Raw genomic sequence first — 23,598 nt, forward strand, 5'->3', positions numbered from 1 at the left:
CATTTACACCCCAAGATTGGTTTGATCTAACTACAATTTAATCATTCTGAATACGAACAAAATTAAAGTCAAAAACAAAATTAGAATATGCCAACTAATCCAATTCCTGCGGTTCCAATTCCTACAGCGAGATATTATCCGAGATTATCCGAGGTAATTACTGTAGACGATTTACCAGAATTCTTATCGTTTGTCGAAGATGGTTTGAATTCCATTTTTGATAAAATTCATTACAAAAATTTACAATATTCAAAAGGATATCGTGGTGATTCTGCCTTTTATAGTCTTGATATTGTATCAAGCAAAAAACTGGCGCTGCCTCTGCCTTTTGGTCTAGGTTTGGTTCTTAATCCAGATCTAAAAGACAATGATTCTTCTATATCATCATTTCCCATTACGTTAGAATATCAGTGGGAAATTCTGGCTTTCTTAAAAACATTCAGCTCCAGCAGTTTCTCCTTTTCTATGGAGGACTTTTATACGGTGGGTCTTCAGGTTTTCCGCATCAGCGAAGAACAAGTTGTAGCTCATATAATGAATATTTTTGTTGAAGCCGAAGAAGGAAAAACAAAATACGAACAGCTTTTAGAGGATATTAATGCGCTTCAAAATACTAATCTGGAATTTCCAACTGGTGTAGAACAATCCATTGGCGGTATTATTGACCTAATCAACAATAGTACTGTAATTACAAAATCGATTCCGCTATTATTATTCGGAACTTATATCGCTAGAGAAGGTTTTAGTTTAGACGAAATCAAGCAAAAATTGCAAGATTTCTACAACATTGTAGCTCCAGATGGAATCGAAGCTCACATTAAAAGAATTATTACTCCAAAAGCAAAAGCAACCTTAGCTTTAAGCGCCGGAATTGAGTTTCCAAGAAACATCTTAAAACCTGTCGAATCTGATGGTTCTGATTATGGTACTGGAACTGAAAAATCGATGTTCGTATTTGCTCAGGCACAATTGTATGCTGATACCGAAGAAGGAATTGGTTATCAGTTAGAAATGGGAGGATCACTCGAACCTAAAACTGCCATGATTGGCAATACCGGTTTACTTCTTCAATTAGACACTTTAAAAGTCGATTTAAGCAAGAAAACCAATATCTCAGAAGCCGATGCTGATGGACGTCCAAATGATTTTGTTGGAGTTTATGCTCGTGCTGTTTCAGTAACTCTTCCTTCAAAATGGTTTAATAAAGTTCCTGAAACTCCAGGAAGCACAACTCCAACACTACAAATTGGTGCTTCAGATTTGCTAATTGGTACAGGCGGACTTTCTGGAAATATTTATCTGGAAACAGTTCCGAGTACAAATGGCACTTTTAGTTATTTCATCGACAAATTCAATTTTAATTATCCAATCACCATGTTCGAAAAGGACGAAAATGGTGTGGCCAATAAAAAAGAAATTGCTGATTACCAATCTTTACTTGTCTTTTTACAAGAATTGAACAGTAAAAATCTACCGTATGCATTTGATTATCCTTTATCGTTAACGACTATTAATGATTCTACAATTTATGTTTTTACTGATGCTAAAGATTATCAAAATTTCCTAGCAGAACTTTATGACAATACGCTTTGGAAAACTATTGGGTCTGAGAAAAAAGGGTTCAAAGTAGGATTCAATAAATTTGATATTACTTTCAAACAAAATAAAGTTACCAGCTCTAACATCAAAGGCGCATTAGAAATTCCTAAACTTAAAGAAAAAAATGGAGATCCATTAAAAGTCAATCTTGAAGGTCATTTATACGATGATGGAGATTTTAACCTTACTGCTTCATTCCCAAAAGATAATAAACCACAGGCAAATCTTTTTGACCTTGTAAATATTGATTTCCACAGTTTCGAACTTGGTAAACAAGATGAAGATTACTATTTAGGAACATCTTGTTATATTTCTTTTCCCGAAGAAACTTTAATGGGAAGTTTATTAAAAGGAAAAGGATTTGAGGTTGAAAAACTGCGTGTGTACAGCGATGGAAACATTGAAGTTGAGGGAGGATCTATTCCTATTCCAATCAGTCTTTCTGTCAATTTAGGTCCAGTTCAAATGGCGGTTACTAACATTAATTTTGGTTCAACCCAAATTAACGGCCGTAAATATAATTTCTGGGGATTTGATGGCGCAATCAGTATTAATCCGCTTGGAGTTGATGCCCGTGGCGAAGGAGTTAAATTTTATTACTCTACAGATGGAGGTCCAAAAGATTCTTTTTTAAGAATCCAAACTATCGAAGTCGATTTAATCATTCCAGGAACTGCTACAGAAGCTTCGGCTATGGCAATTATCAATGGTATGATTTCGCTTCCTGAACCAGGAAAATCTAAAGAATTTATTGGTGAAGTTGGTTTAAAACTGCCAAAAGCAAAAATTTCTGGAAGTGTTGGCATGCGTTTTATGCCTAAATATCCTGCCTTCTTAATTGATGCCAGTATCGAACTTCCTGTTCCTATTCCGCTTGGATTCTTGGCTATTAATGCCTTTAGAGGTTTATTAGGGTTTAGATATGTCGCCACCAAGGAAGCTGTAGGATTAACAAAAGATGATTCATGGTATAAATATTACAAACATCCAAAACCGGGTATCAACATTAAAAAATTCAGCGGCCCTCCAGACTCTATGCAGTACAATTCTCCATTTTCTATTGGAGCTGGAGCCACTTTTGGAACAGTTGCAGATGGTGGGCATGTATTGTCGTTGAGAGCCATGCTTTTATTGTCTCTGCCTACTCTATTTTATATTGAGGCTGGACTGAATGTTATTTCTTCAAGATTAGGATTAATTGAAGATGATCCTAGCAATCCTCCATTCTTTGCCATGGTTGCCTTTGGGGATGATTCATTAGAACTAGCAGCTGGGGCTGATTTCAGCATTCCAAAAGACAGCGGGCAAATCATTAAGCTTCATGCCTTGTTAGAAGCTGGATTTTTCTTCAAGAATCAAAAGCCTTGGTATGTAAATCTTGGTTCTAAAAATGATCCAATTACAGCAGAAGTTTTGACCTTATTTACAGCAAAATCTTTTATTATGATTTCTGCTCAAGGTATCGAAGCTGGAGCAAGATTAGATTTTAAACTAGAGCAAAGTTTTGGTCCAGCCAAAGTCAAATTATGGGCTTATCTGGAAATGGGCGGAAAAATCTCGTTCAAACGTCCTCAAATGGGTGGTTACATTAGTGCTGGTGGAGGAATTCAAATTAAGCTTTGGATCATTAATGTAGAAATTGCGTTAGATACCATATTCTCTGTCGAATCATTTAAACCTTTCTTAATTTATGCTAAACTAGAACTGAGTGTTCGTGTGAAGATTGCTTTCGTCAGAGTACGTAAAAACTTTACTGTTGAACTGCAATGGGATATTAACCGAGTTATTGATCGTACGCCATACAGCCCGCTTCCAAAAGGAACTGTTGGAGATGGCGAAGATGATAGAACATTAGAGAATGTCAAAGGGGTTCATATGCTAACCAATCAGGCATTTGCTTTGGATTATTTCAAATCTGCTGGTGAAAAAAATTATGAAAGCAAAAAACTTTATCCAGATGGAACGCCAAGACCTGAGTTTATTACGTCAGTAATTCCTTTAGATACTTATATCGATATTAAAACGGCTAAAGGATTAGTGCCAAGTACTGAATTAGCCAAAAAAGTTGGCGGATATACAGGTGAGGCCAAAAACTATACTGATTTGATGCCTCCTGAAGCGACATCGAAAGCAGGTAGAAAACTGCGTCAGGTTAAACATGAATATGGAATCAAATCCATCAATTTAAAATCTTGGAATGGCTCTGCTTGGGTAGATTATAATCCTTTTGAAGCGGTTGTAGAAAATAAAGAAGAAACTCGTAATCAGGTTAAAGATTTGCCTTGGGCACATTGGCAAAAAGCAATTGACCAATATGATTCTATTCGAGTATTAGCGACAAATCCGTTCTCATTTTTAAGTGCGGCAGAACCAGGATGGCATGTTCCTGAGCAATTGGGAATTACGTCTACAAAATTGTTCTGTGCTTCAACAGAAATTGAGAAACAGCACATGGATTTCCTTAACAAACAAATTGGAAAGCGTTACTATGTGCCAATGCAGTATGAAGCTGATAAAATCAATGGTTTGTTTTTTAGACTTATTGGAGAACTTCCTGTGATTGAAGATAAATATACGCTTGAAGGTGGAGATTTTATGAGTATTACAACTGATGAAAATCCTTTTGGATATAATCGATCATTGTCTTTTAGAAACGAAAACGAATTAGAAATTATTTTCCCTGGATCTGCTATTGATCCTGAATTAAGACTTACAACTCAAGCAAAAGAAGTAAAAATTACAGCTTATACTGCTACATTTAATGATGGTGACAAATTAGTATCATACACTCCTATTGCATTTAATAAAACTAATACAGGTACGTTTTCTGAGGAACAAACTTATACGAAAACAGAATTTTCAAATGCTATAACCTTATACACTGAGGAAATTGATGGCCAGAAGAAAAAGATCGATAAAATTCTAATTACTCCGGTTTCAGCAAATGCAAAACGCATTAAAGAAATCAGAAATGAAATTGCTGCTTTATTTGATAATATTTACGATAAACGAACAGGAGAAACTGAAATTACACTAACAGATCCTGTAAAAATTACCAAATACAATTCGTTAATGACTGAATTGAAAAATCTGAAATTGGATGCTGGTAATGAAAATCCTAATACTGAAAGCAATCCAAATGCATTGACTTTTACTCATTATTATGGTTATAATGGAAAAGCTTTGTACGAGTTTGATCAAGTAATTAAATTCAATGATTCGTATGTGATTACGTTCCATCCAAAAGAGAATCCTAAAACTACTATTCTATTACATGTCAATTCTGATGGTGCTATTATTAGAGAACGTTTAATTAATGGAATTGTAACTTCTCTTCAGGTTGTAAATGGTAATCTAATTATAACTCAAGCTCTGAATGCAGAACAATGCAAAGGAATTGGAGAAGCAACAATCGATCTTGATTTTATTGTAGGATGCCTCTCTCCTATTGATGCAACGGCAATTGTTGAAATGGATGAAGAATTAAATCCGATTTTAGGAACGCAGTATTTGAATACTTATTCTTTAGGTTTTAACAAAATATTGCCATTAGCAAATAATGACCTTCTTTGGATTAATACATTATCAAATGAAACTCAAATCAGCTGGATTAAAGGAAGCGACAGAACTGTGGTGTATCGTTCTAAAATTAATGGAGAAGCAGTTAAAGTTCTTCAGCATAATGAGAATGAATTTAGTTTGATTACTAAGGATAAAAAAGTAATCCGTTTAAATGTCAACAATGTATCGAAAGTAATTACAGTAACAGATACAAAAGCAATTTCTACAAATGAAGTAGTTGAAATTGTCGATGCCATAATTGCGAATAATAAAACATTGCTTTCGGTTAAATTATCAAATGGCAAATATGCTCTGGCACAAATTGATGGAAATACTCTCTCGTTAATAAAAAATGACAACATTTTTGATTCGGCAATTTATTTATCTAATCAAACATTAAATGATCATTCGGTTGTAGCTTACAATATGCATTATTTGTTTGTATTGAATGAGACTTTAACCCAAGCAAGATTAATTAAACGAGAAACAAATGTTACGGATGCTTCAATCATTCATATCCAAAATGAACCGTCTGTAAATGAAATTTTGATGCTTTCTAGCAAACCAAAAGAAAAAGGCGTTTATTTTTCATTGTTTAGCGATGCGTTTGATAACTGTTCTTTACATCCTGCCGAACAAGTTTCTGTTACTGCTTCGACAACTGCTTTAACAAGCGGAAGTGTCAATTATTCTGCACTGGATTTAATTAGTGGATTAGATTTTAGAAGAAGCCTTAAAAACTCAGACATAATTACAACTGATGCTGTTATTTGTTCAAGTCTAGTAAATACTGAAGATCCAGAACTTGATTACACTACTTATATTCAGAGAGTAGATTGGTTTAGCAAAGAAGAGTATTATCATAATAAAACGATTTTGGATATTCCTGCCGTAGCTGAGCAGTTACAAGCAATGAAAAGTGCTGTCGAAACAACAGTACAGCCAATTTGGAGACCAAATACGACATACTGTTTAGATTTTACCTTAACAGATACGGTTGATGATAATAAAAAGAATCCAACAGAATTTAAATATTATTATGGATTTAAAACGCTTGGACCAATTGGGCACTTCCCGGTTAAGGATCCTGAAGCAATTGATCCTCAAAATCCGCCGGCGAAAAATGAATTGACAGCATTGTCTAAATCTCCGCTGACATCATTAAGAAGCTATCTGGATTATAATCGTTCTTATCCAAATGCAGATGGAAGTTTATTACAATCTAAACCTTCATTCTACGGCAACGAACAGTGTGACATTTCTTTATTCTTTACGAGTACTTATACTTCACACATGTTTAAAGATTGGGCTCCATACGAAACTGGAAGACCTGAGATTCAAGGAAAACTAAATCTTTTCATCAAAGATCCGCTAACTGATCTTCTTATTGAATATCCAATAAAACCATTGGAAGAAGGAGAAGAAGAAATCGCTTATCCACAACCGATAGAAAAAGATAATAGCGAAGAATGGACTGATGATAATGATCCTAGAATTCCATTGGGTGTTAGAATGTTAAACAATTTTATTGAAGATCCTTCTAAGACGCGATGCACTCTTGAACTAGGAGATCCTTTAAAACCAAAATCATTAAAATACAAAACAACTTTAACCAATTTAAAACCTTCTAAACTGTATACTGTTTTAGTCAATAACTTTTTTGATGGTGCGCAAATAGGAATTTCAAGCGAAAGCAAAAATATCCTAGTACATCAATTTGGATTCCAGACTTCACGTTATGAAGATTTTAAAGAACAAGTTCAGAGTTATTTTGTTAATGAAGAAAAAACTAAAGAAGCTTTATATGATGTGAATGTTAATCTAGATCAGGAACGAATTGATGCTCTGCATTACTTAATCGCTCCAAAAACTGATAATACTACAAATGCATTGAGCGATTCAATGGCTACAAAATATCAGCATTTATTTGATCGTGCGACCGAAGGAATCTTAAAACTTTCTCCTCTTGATCCTGCACAGGGTACTGAGGTAAATAGAATTATTGATACGAATACTGGAGCGACGATAGCGCTTTTAGTTCGAAACCCAGAGCCTTTTAATATTCCAAAAATGCCTTTAGAAGAAATTCAAGATACTATTTCTGTTTTAGATGAATTAGAAAATTCAATATCTGGATACAGTGTACTGCATTCAAAAGATTACTCACAAGCTTTGATTATGCATAACAGCAAAATCATTTCTGGAATAGAAAACTTGAAAATCAGGTTTAAATACAAAATGTGGAATAACGAAGGAAATAGTCCTTTAACAAACACAATTGATACGCAGATACTGCCATTATACAATACAAATCTTTAAAAAATAAGAAAAAAAAATGAGTTCTATAAATCTTCAGGAAAGCCAGCTCTCGGGCTGTGCAACTTATGTAGCAATTGTAGTCGACGAGTCTGGTTCGATCAATGGAAACGAAGCACAGCAGATCCGCGACGGATTATCTTTATTTATCAATTCTCAGAAACAAAGTAATATTACACTTTCGTTAATCGGAATGTCTAACAGCGATACAGCTGTTAGACCCGATAACGTTATCCAGAAAAAAATTTCGAGTAATAGTCAGGATTTTATTGATTGGATTGATGTATATGGTCTTGGAAATGAAAGCATACAATCAGATTATTGGGCTTCTGGTTTAAATGTTGCCAAAAATTTATCTGTTACTCCAGATATCGTTTTTGTAATTACTGATGGTCTGCAAGTCAATAATTCTGAGTTTTTAAAAAATCTGTTTACCGAGTTAAATCTTAGCTCGAAAGTTTTTGTATATGGAGTGACAAGCTCGTTCGATACCATTGAAGAACTGACAACACCGCTGACAAACTTTTTAGGTAGAACGCCTATTTTCAAAAATGATCAGAGTTCTGCGTTAGATTCAGATTATATCAGAGTTCCTGATTTCAGTACTTTAGGGATTGAATTAAACAGACTCGCAACCAATTTATCTGATTTACAAATTGGCTGTTTCCCTAACGTAAGCATTATTGATGACAATTTAGTTTATCCTTCATTAAAGAAAGGCGTTAGAATTAGTAAACCATGTGGGACTTTGGTTCTAAAAAATAAAAGCCGAGTTCCGCTAACTTTAAGTGGTGGAACAAAAATTCATAAAGAAAAAAATCTAAATGGGCTTATTTTTAAGCTTGATAACTCGGTAACTATTTCGGGAAAATCTGAAGTAGAAGTTCCAATTCGAATTGAAGGAAAAGCTTTAGCACTTGGTCATTTTTCAGCTCTTGTTGATCTAAACAATGTTTTTAATCCTTTAGGAATTAAGATTGATTTTAATGTCGGCAGAGAATCATCAATCATTGATATTTCTTCAGAAAAAACAAATCTGCAATCGACCTATTTACAAATCGCCGCAGCAGGTTCGAGAGGAATTGACAGTACAAAAGGGATTCATCTTCGATGGATGCTGAATGGCAAACTGGGAGAAAATCACCTTCCAAAAGGTGAATTGTACGATGGAAAAAATTCTAATTCTAGTTTTAATAAACCTGATGACTTTGTAAAAGTCTACAGAGCACCTTATACAAAAATCAGCCAAACCGTAGATTTGACTCAAAATCCAAATGTTGTTGATAACAAAAAGGCACTTTGGATTTATAAAACGGTAAATCCGCAAAGATCTGTTTATGTTAATTTTAAAGATGATAAAAAATATAAATTAATTAAACTCGGCATCGATCCATTAACTAATCCAGTTGCTTTTATGCAAGCCTATGGAAATAGTTTGATCGAGATTGAAACCAAAACAGACTTATTCTTTGCTGCTGAATTAGATTTTTTATCTTCAAATGCTTCAAAAAGTGTAAAGTTGGAAACTTTATCTGTTGCTGAAAACAAAATCACCGCATCAAAAAATGTTAGCAGCCGTAAAACCTACAATTCAGAGCAATTAAATAATAAGATTCGTGTAGTTGCTGAAAACGGAAGAAGCATTCGATTTAAAGCCAATTATTGCCTTTTAAATACTATTCAATTTGAGTTTTATTCTGATTTCATTACTAATGCTAATACTAACGGAGATTGGATTTTAAAAGGAAAATATGGTCTTGCAACAGATGACTTTAAAGTTTTTGAACAGCTTGAACCAAAATTAAACGCTGTTCACGGAAAATGGTTAAAATTTAATGATGGCGAATATGTAAACATTAAAAACTATAAAGCAAAATGGAACAGACCAACGATTGAAAATGATATTACTGACGAAAACATCAAGGACATTGTACTGGAATATATTGATTTAAGTAAATCAGGTAATCCAAAAGCCAAAAAAAATATTCCTTTTGGTGATCGTATCCCTATCAATGATCCAAAAGATGGAGAAGAACAGCAATACGCTGATAATTTAACCGAAATATCGTATCTGGATATCTTAAACATTGCAGCAAACGATTATCACGTTGCACGTATGTTAGGTTTAGGCTGTTTAGATCTTGATGATGAAGTATATACTGGCGAGTATGTTTACTTAACAGAATATACCACTTTTGGAAGTTTAGAAGATGACATAGAAGGAAAAGAAATGCAACATCTTTCTATGAGTATTCCAACTTCTATCAATACAGAACGCATGCCTCTTCCTGTTCAGTTAAGTAAAATTGTTCCTGGATTAAATGCTGGTTCAGATGAAAATTCAAATGCTCAAATAACAGATCCCGAAGGTTATAGTTTTGATGGAAAAAAAAGGTACGTGAGTCTCTTTATGGATGATGTAATGGATTATGACACTGTAAATCCTAATTCAAAAAATGACTTTTTCAAATCATCATCAGAATATGAGGGAAGTACTTTTACTTTCCCTGTATATTTAGGAATTGATCATAAAATTGCTTCTGAAACAGCATGGAAAAATCCAGAATTATCACATGATGTTGAGTACAAAAGTGTCAATCAAAATTTAAAAGAATCAGAATTTGAAACTGTTCCAATTAACATTCCTGAGCCTGGGAAATCCGTTTTAAATGCTATTCAGGAACAAACTGGAGAAAACACCTATATCTATCAAGGATATGGAATTAATATTTTCTCGAGAGCAGCATCTGGACGTCAAATCAGCATTAAATCTGATATTAAACCTGCCAATAATCTAATGCCTCCGAGCAATATGAATGCTCTTTTGGTTACAGAAGAAAATCCTTTATTGTTTACTTCTCAATCAGAACAACAATTATTAAGCAAGATTACAGGAGCAGACAAAACATTAGTCAGAATCATGTTTGATTATTACTCCGCTCAGGAATTGTTAAGCTATCCTGTTCCTAAAGAAATGTCAGTTGATACCGCAGAGAATGATACTACAGCAATTTTTCCTGATGTTGACGAAATATTGGCAGATCATTTTAAACTGTATTACAAAGACGGACTTCCTGAAGTTGAATATGGTGAAATTGAAATTATTGACAACGATACTTCCAATAATCTTACTGCAATTGTAAAAATTAGAGAGTATAAAATTATCAGTAGTGGCCAGCAGATTAAAATTGGTTTAGATAATACTAATAAAACAAGATTTGCAGGAGGAATTTTAACTATTGGAGATCAAAATTATATCATTCAAAATATTGAAGTTAAACTTAAAAAAGATGAAAATTCTAATGATGTTTTTGATTATGCTCTAATTGAAATTCTAAAAAAAGAAGTGACAGACAAGCTTCATGCTGATGGAGATGCAACAATAGATTCTGAGCAGATACAAAATATTAATCTTCCTGAAAGCAGATTATGTACACTGGTGCAAAACATGCAGACAGCTTCTAACTGGCATCAACCTCAAATTGGATTCACAGTTCAATATCCTGAGAATTTAAATGTTATTCATCGTGAAGTTATAGATCACACCAATGAAAACGGAGAGAATCTGCAAGTCGAAAAAACAAGAGGAGTTTGGAACAAAGCTGTAATTGAACGAGTTTTTGAAGATTCGTATGAAATGGATGAAAAAGGAGAATACAAAGTAAATAAAGAAGGCGATCTGATTCCATTACCAAAAGGTCAGAAAAAACATTTAGGATTGTATAAAGTTATTTTCAAAAACTTTAGTTTACCTCAACATCTTCAATTTAAATCAGAGAGAGAAAACTCAGTGGAATGGGCAAATGGTATTGTAAGATTGTTTACAAAAAGCGCTTTTAAAGCAGGAAATCCTGTTCCAGTAAAATCAAGGAAAGAGTTTAAAGTTTATAAAACCGAAAACATTGGTACAACTGGAAATTTAGTCTTATATATTGACGATCCTGATTTTAAACTTGGTAATTACGTCACACAAACCATGGCTGAGGATTATGATGAAATTTTAGGCGCTGAAGATGGTCCTCGTGAAGAAAATGAGTCGCCAAGTTACCCTAACGAGTATGTTTCTCAATGTGTAAACTACTATCCAAGCTACAAGGTTTACTTGTATGCAGATCCTGTTTCAGGAATCACAAAAGAAAATATTCAGCCAAGAGAAAATGAAAGTACACACTACTCTAGTTTTGGAATCAGCACATATTCAAAGCCAGCTATCGGTTACAAATCAAAAATTAGCATTCCTTGTCCAATGTATGCTGTCAAGGTTGAGAAAACTGAAAAGCCTGAAGAGATTATCGGTGGCAGTTTGTATGCAACACGTCCAGATTTTTACAATCGTTCGACTTTTACTTTCACAACTAAGTATAACCAAGACCGAAAGCCTTATGGGTTATTGCATTACAGAGCCAATGATGAAGACTTGCTTAATGTTTTATACAAACCAACAACAGTAAGTACTATTCGCGAAGAATTGAACAAATTGGGCGGAACTGATGAAATTGATTTTGACAAACGATGGGCAGACTTTTTAGATTTTAATGGACTTGCTACGAGAGGTCAATATGACGTTTTTCCAAAAAATAAACCTGAAGAAAACTATCAATTTCCATTGCCTGACAATGATGAATTTATAGAACTGATTAATGATTTTATCAAATGGCATAATGAAACACAAGGCACACACGAGCCAACAATAACTTCGATTACATCATTAAATCAGGTTTTAATTTTAGAAGCAGTTCAAGAGCCAATGCTAGCAGTTTATTTTATTGAACAAGCCATTTATAATGCTTTTGTTCCGTTAACGGAAGTTCCTGTAATTTATGAGCATATCAAAGGCAATGACTATGTGCCCGTTAATAAAAAACAAACTATTAAAGATAAAAACGGAAATGCTTTAAAACCAACTGATACTGATTTTGACATTGCTCCAATGATGAAAGTTGTAAATGAAAGCCAAAACAGAGTCCAATTTACCGATTTTAATCTAGATGGAAATTCGCAAAATATCTATTTCTATGCTGTTCGCGAAATGGACATCAAAATGAATTTTGGAGAGTTTAGTGATCTTTTAGGACCTGTGAAATTAGTGGCTTCTACTCCACCTAAAACTCCAGAAATTAAAAGAATTATGCCAATTCTTGAAAATAAAGTATTAGGAATTAAGCCCGCTGTTCAGATTGAGTTAAATACATATCAGCCAGAATATAAAATCAGAAAAATTAATATTTATCGCGCTGCAACAATGCTTGATGCACAATCGATAAGAACGATGAAATTGGCTAAAGAAATTGTAATTGATGAAGATACTTTATCTGCTGATTTTGAAAATGTATGGACTGTTTACGACGATTTTGAAGATTTAGAAGAAGTTCCTTTTGGCGATGGTCTTTTCTACAGAATCACAGTTTCTAAACAAATTGAGTATGCTGATCCAGAATCAACAACAGACAATCCAATTATAAATATTGATTATACTCCGTCACAGCCTTCAAAAATTACAGCAACAGTTATTGTTGATAATGTTTCGCCTGAATCTCCTGTTTTAGAAGCATCTGGAACTGTCACGGGAACAAATGAAGAAATTTTAAAACCTGTAGTTTTCAATTGGGATAAAACAGTTTACAATGGTAAATATCATTTGTACAAAATGAATAATCAAGGAAATTGGGAGAAGATTCATGAAATTTCAACAAATCTTGAAAATGTTGCCTTACCGCTTCAGCAGACTAAATTAAAAACGGATGAATTGATTATTAAAAATGAAGACGGAGACAGAATCTATCATCATTTTAAAGCAATCTCAGAAAACGCATCTGGCATGTTAAGCAGCGATGAAAAAATCCTAACCCTTTAAAATTAATAAATACCAATGAATCAAATCATTGGTATTTATTTCAGGTCTCATTAAAATATTTAAAAGCAAAGAAATAAAACTAAATAAAATGGCAACAAGCAGAAATGACTTTCACAACAAATTCAACAATGGAGATATTCCGTCGCACCTTGACTTTGTCGAAATTTTTGACAATTTCGTTCACAAAAATGATGACAAGGCCGACTTACAAATGGTCGAAACAGGAACAGATAATCAGCATTACATCACTCCAGCGCTTTTAAAAGCTGCATTTCAAAATGCGGGGATTATTGCAGGTAATTGCTACGTTCCTTACAAAGAATTTCAGGATAACTTTTCGGGATCATCAATTCAGCTAGATCCTGCTCCTATTGCAGACAGCGCTAAAGTCTATAAAAACGGACAATTATTAAAGGAAATTGAGGATTATAATGTAAACTACGATAGTGGTGTACTTACTTTTTCGGCTCCAATAAACGGTCGAAATATTGAAATAAATTACTGGTCTAAAAATATTGATACTGAATCTGAAGGAGCTGATTCTAATCCGATTCTTGGAAGTTTGTCTATTCCTTTTAAAGAAAATTTTGACGAACTAACTTTTAATAATGATAAAATCACTTTAACAGAAATACCTGTAAAAGATAGTATCAGAATTTACAAAAACGGCCAGCTACTTAGAGAAGGCCAAGGCAAAGACTATGCAGTAGATTACAACAATGGAATTATTACATTCTCAGCTGTAATTGAAGATCGTAATATCGAAGTTGATTATTGGTACAAAAGCACTGTCACTTTATCTGATTTGGAACTAAACACCAAATATGTTGACTTAACAACAGCTCAGACCATTGAAGGAGATAAAACATTTACTGAAGCAGTTGAAGGAAAGAGCTTTATTAAAACTGGCGGAACTTCAAGTCAATTTTTAATGGCAGACGGTTCTGTATCAACTTCTCCTGGCTCTGATTACGATGCCGGACATGCGGGTTTTGGCATTCTAGCATTTGGAAATGGAGGTTATCAAAAATTCAGTAACGGATTAATATTACAGTGGGCATATTTAACAAATAATTCCACTACTTACACTTTTCCATTAACATGGCCTAATCGTGCTTTAAGCGTTGTTTTATCTACTGTTAGAAATTCGTCAGGAAGCAAAGGTTTTAATCATGTATACTCCATTACATCAACATCATATTTTGCAGTAATTGATGGAACTTACGGATATATGTTTGCAATTGGATATTAATATAAAATAAAAAATTAAAAAATTATGTATAAAGGAACATATAACGAAAACGGAGATTACACAGGTTTTTATGTTGAAGGAATTCATCAAAATATTCCAAAGCCACATATTGAATTAACTGAAGAAGAATGGCAGCAGGGATTATCAAAAAATTATAAAGTAATTGAAGGCAAACATACCTATTCTCCTTTTGTTCAAAATAAAGAAGAGCTTTTAGCAAACTTAAGAACTACTAGAAATGCACTTTTAATGGATAGCGATTGGACACAAGTCGAAGATTCACCACTTTCTGAAGAGAAAAAAGAAGCTTGGAAAAACTACAGACAAGAACTTAGAGATTTAACTGATTTAGAAGATACAGCAACAATCGTTTGGCCAGTAAGTCCTATGTAACGAATACTCGTTTATGAATTTTAAATCAAATAATTATTCTTTATTAAAATAAATATGGAAGAAAATATAACATATAAGCCTTTTGCTTATATAGATCAATATAGCCCAGCAGAAGGAACAACAGTTTATTATAATACTGAGAAGACTTTAGCCGTAAAAAAGAATGATTGCTCCTATGAAACAGCTGGAAATCTTGTTACTTTAATTGCTCCAGCAAACAAATTCGTTTCAACAGAAAGTGTCGCCGATGCAGATGAACAAGCGCAAGCTTGGCTAACTGCAAATGCACAAGCTTATGCCAACAATACTGGAATTTGCAGTATTAGAACTACTGCATGGCGAGGATCTGATCCATCTTGTGTGTTAGAACCTTCAACATCATTATTACCATTTGATTACATGATCGTTAAATACAAATGGGCATTTGGCGCAGGTGCTGACTTAGATACTTTTACAGGTCTTATAAATACAGGTATCGATACCTTAGACAATAAATGGGTCGGATACGGACTTGGTAGTGAAGTTCCTGCAAATACTTCATCACAAGATTCTTATGTAATGTGGGGCGGAGATGTACAGGATTTAACTGGTACTGAAACCTGTCTTATCAATTTTAAAAAATTAAAAGAAGATTATTCTAGTTTAAATGATATCCAAGTAAGAATGGCTGGTGTTTGGTGGAGTTCAAAAAACACTGGAAATATTGATGTAGAAATAACAACTTACCTTGGAGGAACTATGACAAAAGTAGATAAAGACATTGTAAACAGCAATGGACAGCAAATTCAACAGCTAAATTTTTCAAAAAATGTTTCTGTAAAAGGAACTCATTTAGCTATAGATCAAGCTACGAACATTGGCTACATTAATTATTCTAGCAACAGCTCAACTGCAAATATTGTAATAAATTATTAAAAATATGGGAAATACAGGATATAAATTTTATGAAACATTAGAACAATATTATACAGATGATGGCACTTCAACAGGAGAAACAAAACAGAATGTAAAGACGGATCCTGATTACATTGCTCCTTTTCAAGATGAAGTAGATTGTCCACCTCAGGTGCGCTTCTATAATACCATGCAAACCAGAACTGTAACCAAAAATAATTGTAGCCCTGGATATTCTGGAAGCGCTGTCACACTTACCGCCTCCCCAAATCAGTTTGTTTCAAATGAAAGTGTATTAGACGCAAATAACCAAGCTATTGTCTGGTTAGAGGCTAATGCTCAGATATATGCTAATAATGTTGGAACATGCATACTTACTCCTACTACAAATCCAACTGTGCCAACATTACAGTATGCCTACTATGGAGGTGAGACCATGATGCTTGAATGGCCGAATTATATTGATCCTGGGTCTATAACTTATGAATTATATCGCAGTATAAATGGCGGTACTCCAATGCTTTTACAAACATCAACGGATACCTTTTATTATGATAAATTATCAAATGGTGTAACATACTCATATCAAATTAGAATTAATTCTAATGGATACATTTCTTCTTACAGCAATACTGTAACAGTAACAGGTAGATCTTAATAAAAAATATAATTCATAATCTTTTGGGGTGTAAAATCCCCAAAGGATTATTTATCACTTCAAAAAACTACTAACAAAATACCACAAAATGAGCACAAATCATAATAGAATAAAAGTGGCTGATTTAGAAACAAATCAGCAAAATAAAATTTTAATTACAAATTCTAGCGGTGAACTTGAATTTAGTGATATTAATAATATTAAAGCAGACAGCTATAATGGACTAGATTATACTCAAGAAGGCAAGGCTTTGGATGCTAGACAGGGAAAGGTCTTAAAAGATTTAATTGATGACATAAACGAATTACTTGTCTCCGACAATGCTGATTTAAATAGCCTTCAGAAATTAGCTGATGCAATTGAAACGGTCCGTAATTCTTTCGGTACAATGCTAGTAAATGATTTAATTACTGGTGGTTCAACAAAAGCTTTAACAGCTGAGCAGGGCAAAATTTTACAAAATAACAAGCTAAGTTACGTTTTGGAAATAAATACTGTAGGAGGGATAACGTATACATATACTATTGATGACTATAAAAAACATACTGTTTTTAGTTCTGCAAATCCCGTAACAGTTACTATACCAACTAATTTAAACGTAGCCATACCAATTGGAACTGAGATAAAATATACACAAAAGGGTGCAGGAATTGTAACAATCGGTGGCTCAGGTGTTACAATTAATTCTAATGTTTCTTTAAGTTCGGTAAAAGGAGAAACAAGAATTTTAAGAAAAATAGATACTGACGAGTGGGTTTTGATAGGTAATATTGCTCTACCTGGTGCTAAAGTACCTTATACAGTTTTTATCGATACTGTTAATGGTAATGATTCTAATGGAATTGTCACTGATTCTTCAAAACCTTTCAAAACAGCTGCCGCTGCTTATGCTGCTTTACCAGCAAATGATGGTATAATGTGGACCTTATATTATTTAGATTCATCAACATCTAGACAATTACCCGTAACACCATTACGTCCAATAAAGATAATGACACCTCATCCGGGAGTATTCTTGTTCAATGAAATAAACGGTGAACTTTCAGGAGGAAATATATTTGAAGTCGATGCTCCCTTGTCAACTATGACAATAAAGTTAACTACAGGCACCTGCTCAATGCGCCCAACTGTCTTTTTAAGGTTAAAATTATTTAATCTAAATGTTTATGCGATGCATACAGGTTTTGCTGGGTTCTTTGGAAATGGTTCGTACAGTACAGAAAATATGAGAATTGAAGTAGTTAATTTCTATTGTGAAAACACAACTTCAGGACTTAGACTGTTTGGCGGCCAAGGTGATGTTATAGTAAGAAAATTTACTAGTAAGGCAAATGGGATGCGTTTAAAAAATGATAATACAACTGGTGTTCGTTTTTCATTTTACGAAGTTTATGCAGATACTTATGCATTAAAATTGGAAGCTCAAGACACAACACACTACTACAAAATAATGAAATATAGTGGTAATGCAGATATAACAGATGGCATGAGCTCAATGTTAGATGTTACAGGAGTTTCTTTCACTTGTCCATCGTTTACTTATCTAAGGAATCAAATAACTGGAAGAATGACAAACTTGAACTATGCTATCAATTTACCATCTTCTATTCCAAACTCAATATCTATTGACAACTTTATTGGTAGAATCAATAGTTTCACTACTCCACAGCCTATTATTAATATAAGAAACTCAACACTATATCTTTCAGGATTATTTGCTAATGGATGGCTTTCATGGTCACAAGGAAATACACTTATGACTATAATTGACTCATATATAATTCAAGATACACCGACAAACTTGTTTACATTTCAAAATTCATCCTCAGGATTTATGACTTTAAATAAAATTGGCTTCTTTAAAACAAATGCAACCAATTTAGTAAATCCTGCGACCGCTTCAGGTACAGGAGTTACAATAGTAGATTTAACACCTAATTCTCATTAAATACAAAATTACATAACGAACTTACAATAGTAGTACTAATTATTGAGTACCTATTTTCAAACATAATTATTGAAAATATTTGTTTTTCAATAATTATGTTTAATACAATGTTATTTTATTTAATGTCTGAATCTACAACTTTTTTAATCTATTAATAAATGAAAGAGAATAGAAAAATTTAATAAAAAATACTCCTAAAATGAGCACAAATCACAATAGAATCAAAGTGGCTGATTTAGAAACAAATCAGCAAAATAAAATTTTAATTACCAATGAAAATGGTGAATTAACTTTTAATGATATTCCAGAGAAAACTTTTAAAACAATAAATGGCGAATCAATTCTTGGTAATGGAAATATTGATCTGTCTAACAAACAAGATGTTTCAAATCAGATTAATGTAATATTACCAGCGACAGTTCTAGATTCATGGCATGGAAAAACCGTAAAATTTACTGGAACAGGTACATTGACAATTCCTAGTTCATTTGTTAATTCAGGGATGTGTTTTGAAGGAATTACAAAAATAGGAACAACATTGAACTGGTCAATTACATCTCCTAAAACATTTGAATTTGGAACACCTACCACCGTACCTGAAAAACAGATTTTCACATTTATGCAAAATGATGGTCAGCATTCAATAATGATTTTAGGAATATAATTATGGGACTACGAAAAACAATATTTGGACGTCAAAAGGTCAAGTCTAATACTTTTATAGGTGGTGTTGCAAGTACCCTTAATACTCCAGCATTAATCGCATCAAAATTGGGATTAAATGCTTCCCAAATTAAAAATTTTACTGTTGTCGGAAACGATATTCATTTTAGTATAAACGTAAGTTATCAAATTCCATCCAATGCTTTTAATGGAAACAATAATATTACATATTACAATGATTCTGAAGGATATGTAAATTCCATCGGTACCAGGTCATTCTATAGTTGCATTTCCATAACAAGTGTTAAATTCGATAATGCCACTTCTATTTTTGATTCCGCTTTCTACAATTGTACATCAATAACAAGTTATAGTTTTCCAAAAGTTACGACCATAGACAGTCATATATATATACTGCACAAGGAACATTTAGAAGCAATACCTCCCTACTGCTCCATTGCTCACTAGCATCACTGGTACTGGAAGATGCTTCGAAAACGCAAGTCGACATTTTATGCTCACTTAGCTGGAAGTTTGGCTAGTACAAGTTTTAGCGGGTGTTCTGCTTTAAATAGCTTTACGGTTGGCCCTATTACAAGTTTAGGAACTAGTTGCTTTTCAGGGCTCTTCTCTTTCTTCTTTGACATTTAACAGCCTAAATACGCTATCAGGAGTATCTAATTCATTAACTGTTCTAATTTAACATATTTTTTTCAGCAAATAACAGCAAAGAGAGAGATATTCCTAATGGAAGTTTTTCTGGATGTTAAAGTTAGAAAATGTATATGTAGCCCTCTTCTGCATCTATTCCGGCTAATTGACATTTTATGGGTTTACAAAACTGAAAAACATATATATATTCAGTTAAAACAATAGGCAGCTGGGAATTGTACTTCTTTATTAGATTTTACTTCTGACTGTAGAATCTATAGTGATTCCGCTTTCTACAAATCAATAACAAGTTATTTTTTCCAAAAGTTACGACCATAGACAGTCAATATAATTGTATAAGGAACATTTAGAAGCAATACCTCCTACTGACTTTCTCTGCTCCATTGCTCACTAGCATCACTACTGGAAGATGCTTCGAAGGTAGTAAAATGACAGCGTTCTATGCTCCTAACTTAGCAGGAAGTCTGGCTAGCACAAGTTTTAGCGGGTGTATGCTTTTAAATAGCTTTACGGTTGGCCCTGAAGTTTAGGAACTAGTTGCTTTTCAGGCTGCTCTTCTCTTTCTTCTTTGACATTTAACAGCTTAAATACGCTATCAGGAGTATCTACATTCATTAACTGTTCTAATTTAACATATTTTTCAGCAAATAACTTAAGAGATATTCCTAATGGAAGTTTTTCCGGATGTACGAAGTTAGAAAATGTATATGTAGCCTCTTCTGCATCATTCCGGCTAATTGCTTTAGTAGATATATCATCAGTTAAATCAATAGGCAGCTGGGGCTTTCTATAATTGACTTCTTTACGATTTTACTTCTGACAATGTAGAATCTATAGCTGATTCCGCTTTCACAATACATCAATAACAAGTTATAGTTTTCCAAAAGTTACGACTATAGACAGTCAATATAATACTGCACAAGGTACATTTAGAAGCAATACCTCACTGCTGACTTTCTCTGCTCCATTGCTCACTAGCATCACTGGTTCTGGAAGATGCTTCGAAAACGCAAGTAAAATGACGACATTTTATGCTCCTAACTTAGCTGGAAGTCTGGCTAGTACAAGTTTTAGCGGGTGTTCTGCTTTAAATAGCTTTACGGCTGGTCCTATTACAAGCTTAGAGGTTAGTTGTTTTTCAGGCTGCTCTTCTTTGACTTCCTTAACATTTAATGACGTAATATCGGTTGGGGCGACTACGTTTAATAATTGTACCGGATTAACTGATTTAACAATAAACAATGCTACTTCAATTGGTTCTCAAACATTTAACAATTGTACTAATATTAATATCATAAGTCTTCGATCTCTAACAATCTGTGGTGGCTCCACAGCTAACAACAATGTATTTTCTGGCATTAAAATTGGGTGCAATATAACTGTACCTATTGCATTGCAAACAATTAATTCAGGAGCTCCAGATGGCGATTTGGTTTATGCATCAGGAACGAGGGGAGCTACAATTATCTATGTATAATTTTGAATAGCTCAACCAATACATCTCTGATTTTGGTAAAATATCTAATAACACTAAAATCCAAACATCAATTCCATAAAAATAATACTTATTAAACATTTACATTTTTTTTAAATTTAAAAGTCTCAATATTCTTATTGAGACTTTTTTTTATTAACATCATTTTTTTTTTAATTCAAACTTCAATAAAAATTTAAATAACAAAAAAACCGCAATTGAAAAAATTGCGGTTAAACTCAATAAACAGCTTTCTAATGGATATAACCCACATTTCAGTTACTATTCTAAAAACATTTACTTCTTAAAATTCTTAATCCCACTCTGCAACCAACCATAATACTCCTCAATATTAGGATTATAAGCTGATGGTTCTGTTAAATTAGCGCTTTTATGATCTACAATTACATAAAATGGCTGTGCATTTGCTTTGTACGTTTTAATCTGTAAATCGCTCCATTTGTTGCCAATGGTTTTGATTCTTTTTCCTGTAGTTTCAGAAGTAAATTGTTCGCTTTCTGGAAGTTCTTTTTTATCGTCAACATAAAGCGAAATCAAAACCACATCATTATTTAAAACTCCTAAAACTTTAGGATCTGACCAAACTAGTTCTTCCATTTTTCGGCAATTTACACAGGCATATCCTGTAAAGTCCAATAAAACTGGTTTCCCTACTTTTTTCGCATATTCCATTCCTTTATCATAATCATGAAATGTGATAATATTTTGCGGTCCGTGTTCTGCTCCTTCTGGCAACGAACCTGTTATTTTTAACTCGGAATTGCCCGAAACTCCAAGTCCGTTTGGAGATTCACTGTATTGCATTGGTGGTGGAAATCCGCTGATTAATTTTAACGGAGCGCCCCAAAGTCCTGGAATCAAATAAATCGTGAAACTTAAAACTAACAATCCAAAACCTAATCTTCCAACTGAAATATGATTTAAAGGCGAATCATGCGGCAAAGTGATTTTTCCGAATAAATAAAAAGCCAGCATTCCGAAAACAGCAATCCAAATGGCAAGAAAAACTTCTCTTTCCAACCAATGCAATTGAAGTACTAAATCGGCATTTGATAAAAATTTAAAAGCCAAAGCCAATTCTAAAAATCCTAAAACCACTTTTACCGTATTCAGCCATCCGCCCGATTTTGGTAATGCATTCAGCCATCCTGGAAAAGCCGCAAATAATGAAAACGGTAATGCAATTGCAGTCGAAAATCCTAACATTCCAACAATTGGCGCGATTCCGCCTTTTGATGCTGCTTCAACCAATAAAGTTCCTACGATTGGACCTGTACAAGAAAAGGATACAATGGCCAAAGCCAAAGCCATAAAGAAAATCCCAATTAATCCTCCTCTATCTGCCTGCGAATCTACTTTGTTGGCTAATGAACTTGGCAATACAATTTCGAAAGCACCCAAAAATGAACAGGCAAAAACCACCAATAAAATAAAGAAAATCAAATTGAACCAAACGTTGGTTGAAAGCGCATTCAGCGAATCTGCACCAAAAACAGCCGTTACAATTGAACCTAATAAAACGTAAATAATTACGATTGAAATTCCGTAAATCATGGCATTTTTAATTCCTGCCGCTTTGCTTTTACTTTGTTTTGTAAAAAAACTTACCGTCATCGGAATCATTGGGAAAACACAAGGCGTTAGCAATGCTGCAAATCCTGATAAAAAAGCCAAAATAAAAATCGTTAGCAATCCTCTAGATTCTGTTTTCTTTGGCGAACTCACAATTTCTTTAGATGTTTTTTCTTCTGTCTGTGAAACCGCTTTTTCTTCTGAAACTACAGAATCTTTTTTAACGATCTGAGTTTCTTCGGCGGAAGCCAATTTCTTTTCGGTCGGAATTTTAAATGCTAATTCTTCAGATGTTGGTGGTAAGCAATTACTGTCATCGCAAACCATAAATTCAACTTCTCCCGCAACATTCGAAATATCATCTGAAGTAAATTTAATTTTTTGCGTGAAAAGGGCTTTATCTTCAAAATATTTAATTTTCATATCGAAGATTTTATCGACCACTTCATGTCCTTTTTCTTCAGTTGTTTTTCCGATTAATTCGAAATTTTTCTTCGGATTTTTGAAAGTAAAAGCAGTTCTTGAAGGTCCGCCTTCTTCAATATATTGTCCGTACAAATGCCAGCCCGATTGAATTACAGCTTGCGCTTTTAAAATATATTCTTTATCTGAAACTTTTTCTACAGATGTGCTCCATTTCACCGGATTGTACATTTGTCCAAACGTACTTGCGGAAAAAAGCAACAGTAATGTTATTGCTATGTTTTTCATTGTTTTGGTT

The 23,598-nt window shown here is 33.6% G+C and carries 11 protein-coding genes and 1 pseudogene; 11 read left to right on the top strand and 1 reads right to left on the bottom strand.

Features of this window, described 5'->3' with window-relative positions:
* Positions 1-87: 87 nt before the first annotated feature.
* The 11 genes and pseudogenes from V6624_RS04350 to V6624_RS04390 all read left to right on the top strand — a co-directional run.
* The gene (locus V6624_RS04350; RefSeq protein ID WP_338840982.1) at positions 88-7,479 is read left to right on the top strand and encodes a hypothetical protein; all 7,392 of its coding nucleotides are present in this window, start codon (positions 88-90) and stop codon (positions 7,477-7,479) included.
* A 16-nt stretch (positions 7,480-7,495) separates the two neighbouring features.
* Positions 7,496-13,330 (top strand): hypothetical protein, encoded by a 5,835-nt coding sequence (locus tag V6624_RS04355; RefSeq protein WP_338840984.1) that lies wholly within the window; start codon positions 7,496-7,498, stop codon positions 13,328-13,330.
* A gap of 88 nt (positions 13,331-13,418) precedes the next feature.
* Positions 13,419-14,582: a gp53-like domain-containing protein gene (locus V6624_RS04360; protein WP_338840985.1), complete on the top strand. Its 1,164-nt coding sequence runs from the start codon at positions 13,419-13,421 to the stop codon at positions 14,580-14,582.
* Positions 14,583-14,606: 24 nt separating this feature from the next.
* Entirely contained in the window at positions 14,607-14,975 is a 369-nt protein-coding gene (locus V6624_RS04365; protein WP_338840986.1) for a tail fiber assembly protein, read from the top strand.
* Between the two features lie 54 nt (positions 14,976-15,029).
* Positions 15,030-15,890 carry a DUF5977 domain-containing protein gene (locus tag V6624_RS04370; protein WP_338840987.1) on the top strand — a complete coding sequence of 287 codons (861 nt, stop codon included), beginning with the start codon at positions 15,030-15,032 and terminating at the stop codon, positions 15,888-15,890.
* 4 nt (positions 15,891-15,894) lie between these two features.
* A complete protein-coding gene (locus V6624_RS04375) occupies positions 15,895-16,527 on the top strand; it encodes a DUF5977 domain-containing protein (RefSeq protein ID WP_338840988.1) in 633 nt (210 codons plus the stop codon).
* Between the two features lie 88 nt (positions 16,528-16,615).
* Positions 16,616-18,475: a hypothetical protein gene (locus V6624_RS04380; protein ID WP_338840989.1), complete on the top strand. Its 1,860-nt coding sequence runs from the start codon at positions 16,616-16,618 to the stop codon at positions 18,473-18,475.
* Positions 18,476-18,674: 199 nt separating this feature from the next.
* Positions 18,675-19,139 carry a hypothetical protein gene (locus V6624_RS04385; RefSeq protein WP_338840990.1) on the top strand — a complete coding sequence of 155 codons (465 nt, stop codon included), beginning with the start codon at positions 18,675-18,677 and terminating at the stop codon, positions 19,137-19,139.
* Between the two features lie 2 nt (positions 19,140-19,141).
* Complete coding sequence (locus tag V6624_RS23695; RefSeq protein WP_422389328.1) at positions 19,142-19,606, top strand: leucine-rich repeat protein; 465 nt, start codon at positions 19,142-19,144, stop codon at positions 19,604-19,606.
* A gap of 772 nt (positions 19,607-20,378) precedes the next feature.
* Complete coding sequence (locus V6624_RS23700; protein WP_422389329.1) at positions 20,379-20,603, top strand: hypothetical protein; 225 nt, start codon at positions 20,379-20,381, stop codon at positions 20,601-20,603.
* Between the two features lie 66 nt (positions 20,604-20,669).
* Positions 20,670-21,287 (top strand): annotated as a pseudogene (locus tag V6624_RS04390) (leucine-rich repeat protein); the annotation flags it as partial.
* Between the two features lie 294 nt (positions 21,288-21,581).
* Here V6624_RS04390 and V6624_RS04395 read toward each other — a convergent pair.
* A complete protein-coding gene (locus V6624_RS04395; protein ID WP_338840991.1) occupies positions 21,582-23,588 on the bottom strand; it encodes a protein-disulfide reductase DsbD family protein in 2,007 nt (668 codons plus the stop codon).
* Between the last annotated feature and the right edge of the window lie 10 nt (positions 23,589-23,598).

This window comes from Flavobacterium ginsenosidimutans, from assembly GCF_037478105.1.
GTDB classification, from domain to species: Bacteria; Bacteroidota; Bacteroidia; order Flavobacteriales; family Flavobacteriaceae; genus Flavobacterium; species Flavobacterium ginsenosidimutans.

Excerpts from the sequence above, each read along its gene's own strand:
- V6624_RS04395 (WP_338840991.1), bottom strand. The coding sequence starts at position 23,588 with ATGAAAAACATAGCAATAACATTACTGTTGCTTTTTTCCGCAAGTACG.
- V6624_RS04350 (WP_338840982.1), top strand. The coding sequence starts at position 88 with ATGCCAACTAATCCAATTCCTGCGGTTCCAATTCCTACAGCGAGATAT.
- V6624_RS04365 (WP_338840986.1), top strand. The coding sequence starts at position 14,607 with ATGTATAAAGGAACATATAACGAAAACGGAGATTACACAGGTTTTTAT.
- V6624_RS04375 (WP_338840988.1), top strand. The coding sequence starts at position 15,895 with ATGGGAAATACAGGATATAAATTTTATGAAACATTAGAACAATATTAT.
- V6624_RS04360 (WP_338840985.1), top strand. The coding sequence starts at position 13,419 with ATGGCAACAAGCAGAAATGACTTTCACAACAAATTCAACAATGGAGAT.
- V6624_RS04380 (WP_338840989.1), top strand. The coding sequence starts at position 16,616 with ATGAGCACAAATCATAATAGAATAAAAGTGGCTGATTTAGAAACAAAT.
- V6624_RS04355 (WP_338840984.1), top strand. The coding sequence starts at position 7,496 with ATGAGTTCTATAAATCTTCAGGAAAGCCAGCTCTCGGGCTGTGCAACT.
- V6624_RS04370 (WP_338840987.1), top strand. The coding sequence starts at position 15,030 with ATGGAAGAAAATATAACATATAAGCCTTTTGCTTATATAGATCAATAT.
- V6624_RS23695 (WP_422389328.1), top strand. The coding sequence starts at position 19,142 with ATGGGACTACGAAAAACAATATTTGGACGTCAAAAGGTCAAGTCTAAT.
- V6624_RS04385 (WP_338840990.1), top strand. The coding sequence starts at position 18,675 with ATGAGCACAAATCACAATAGAATCAAAGTGGCTGATTTAGAAACAAAT.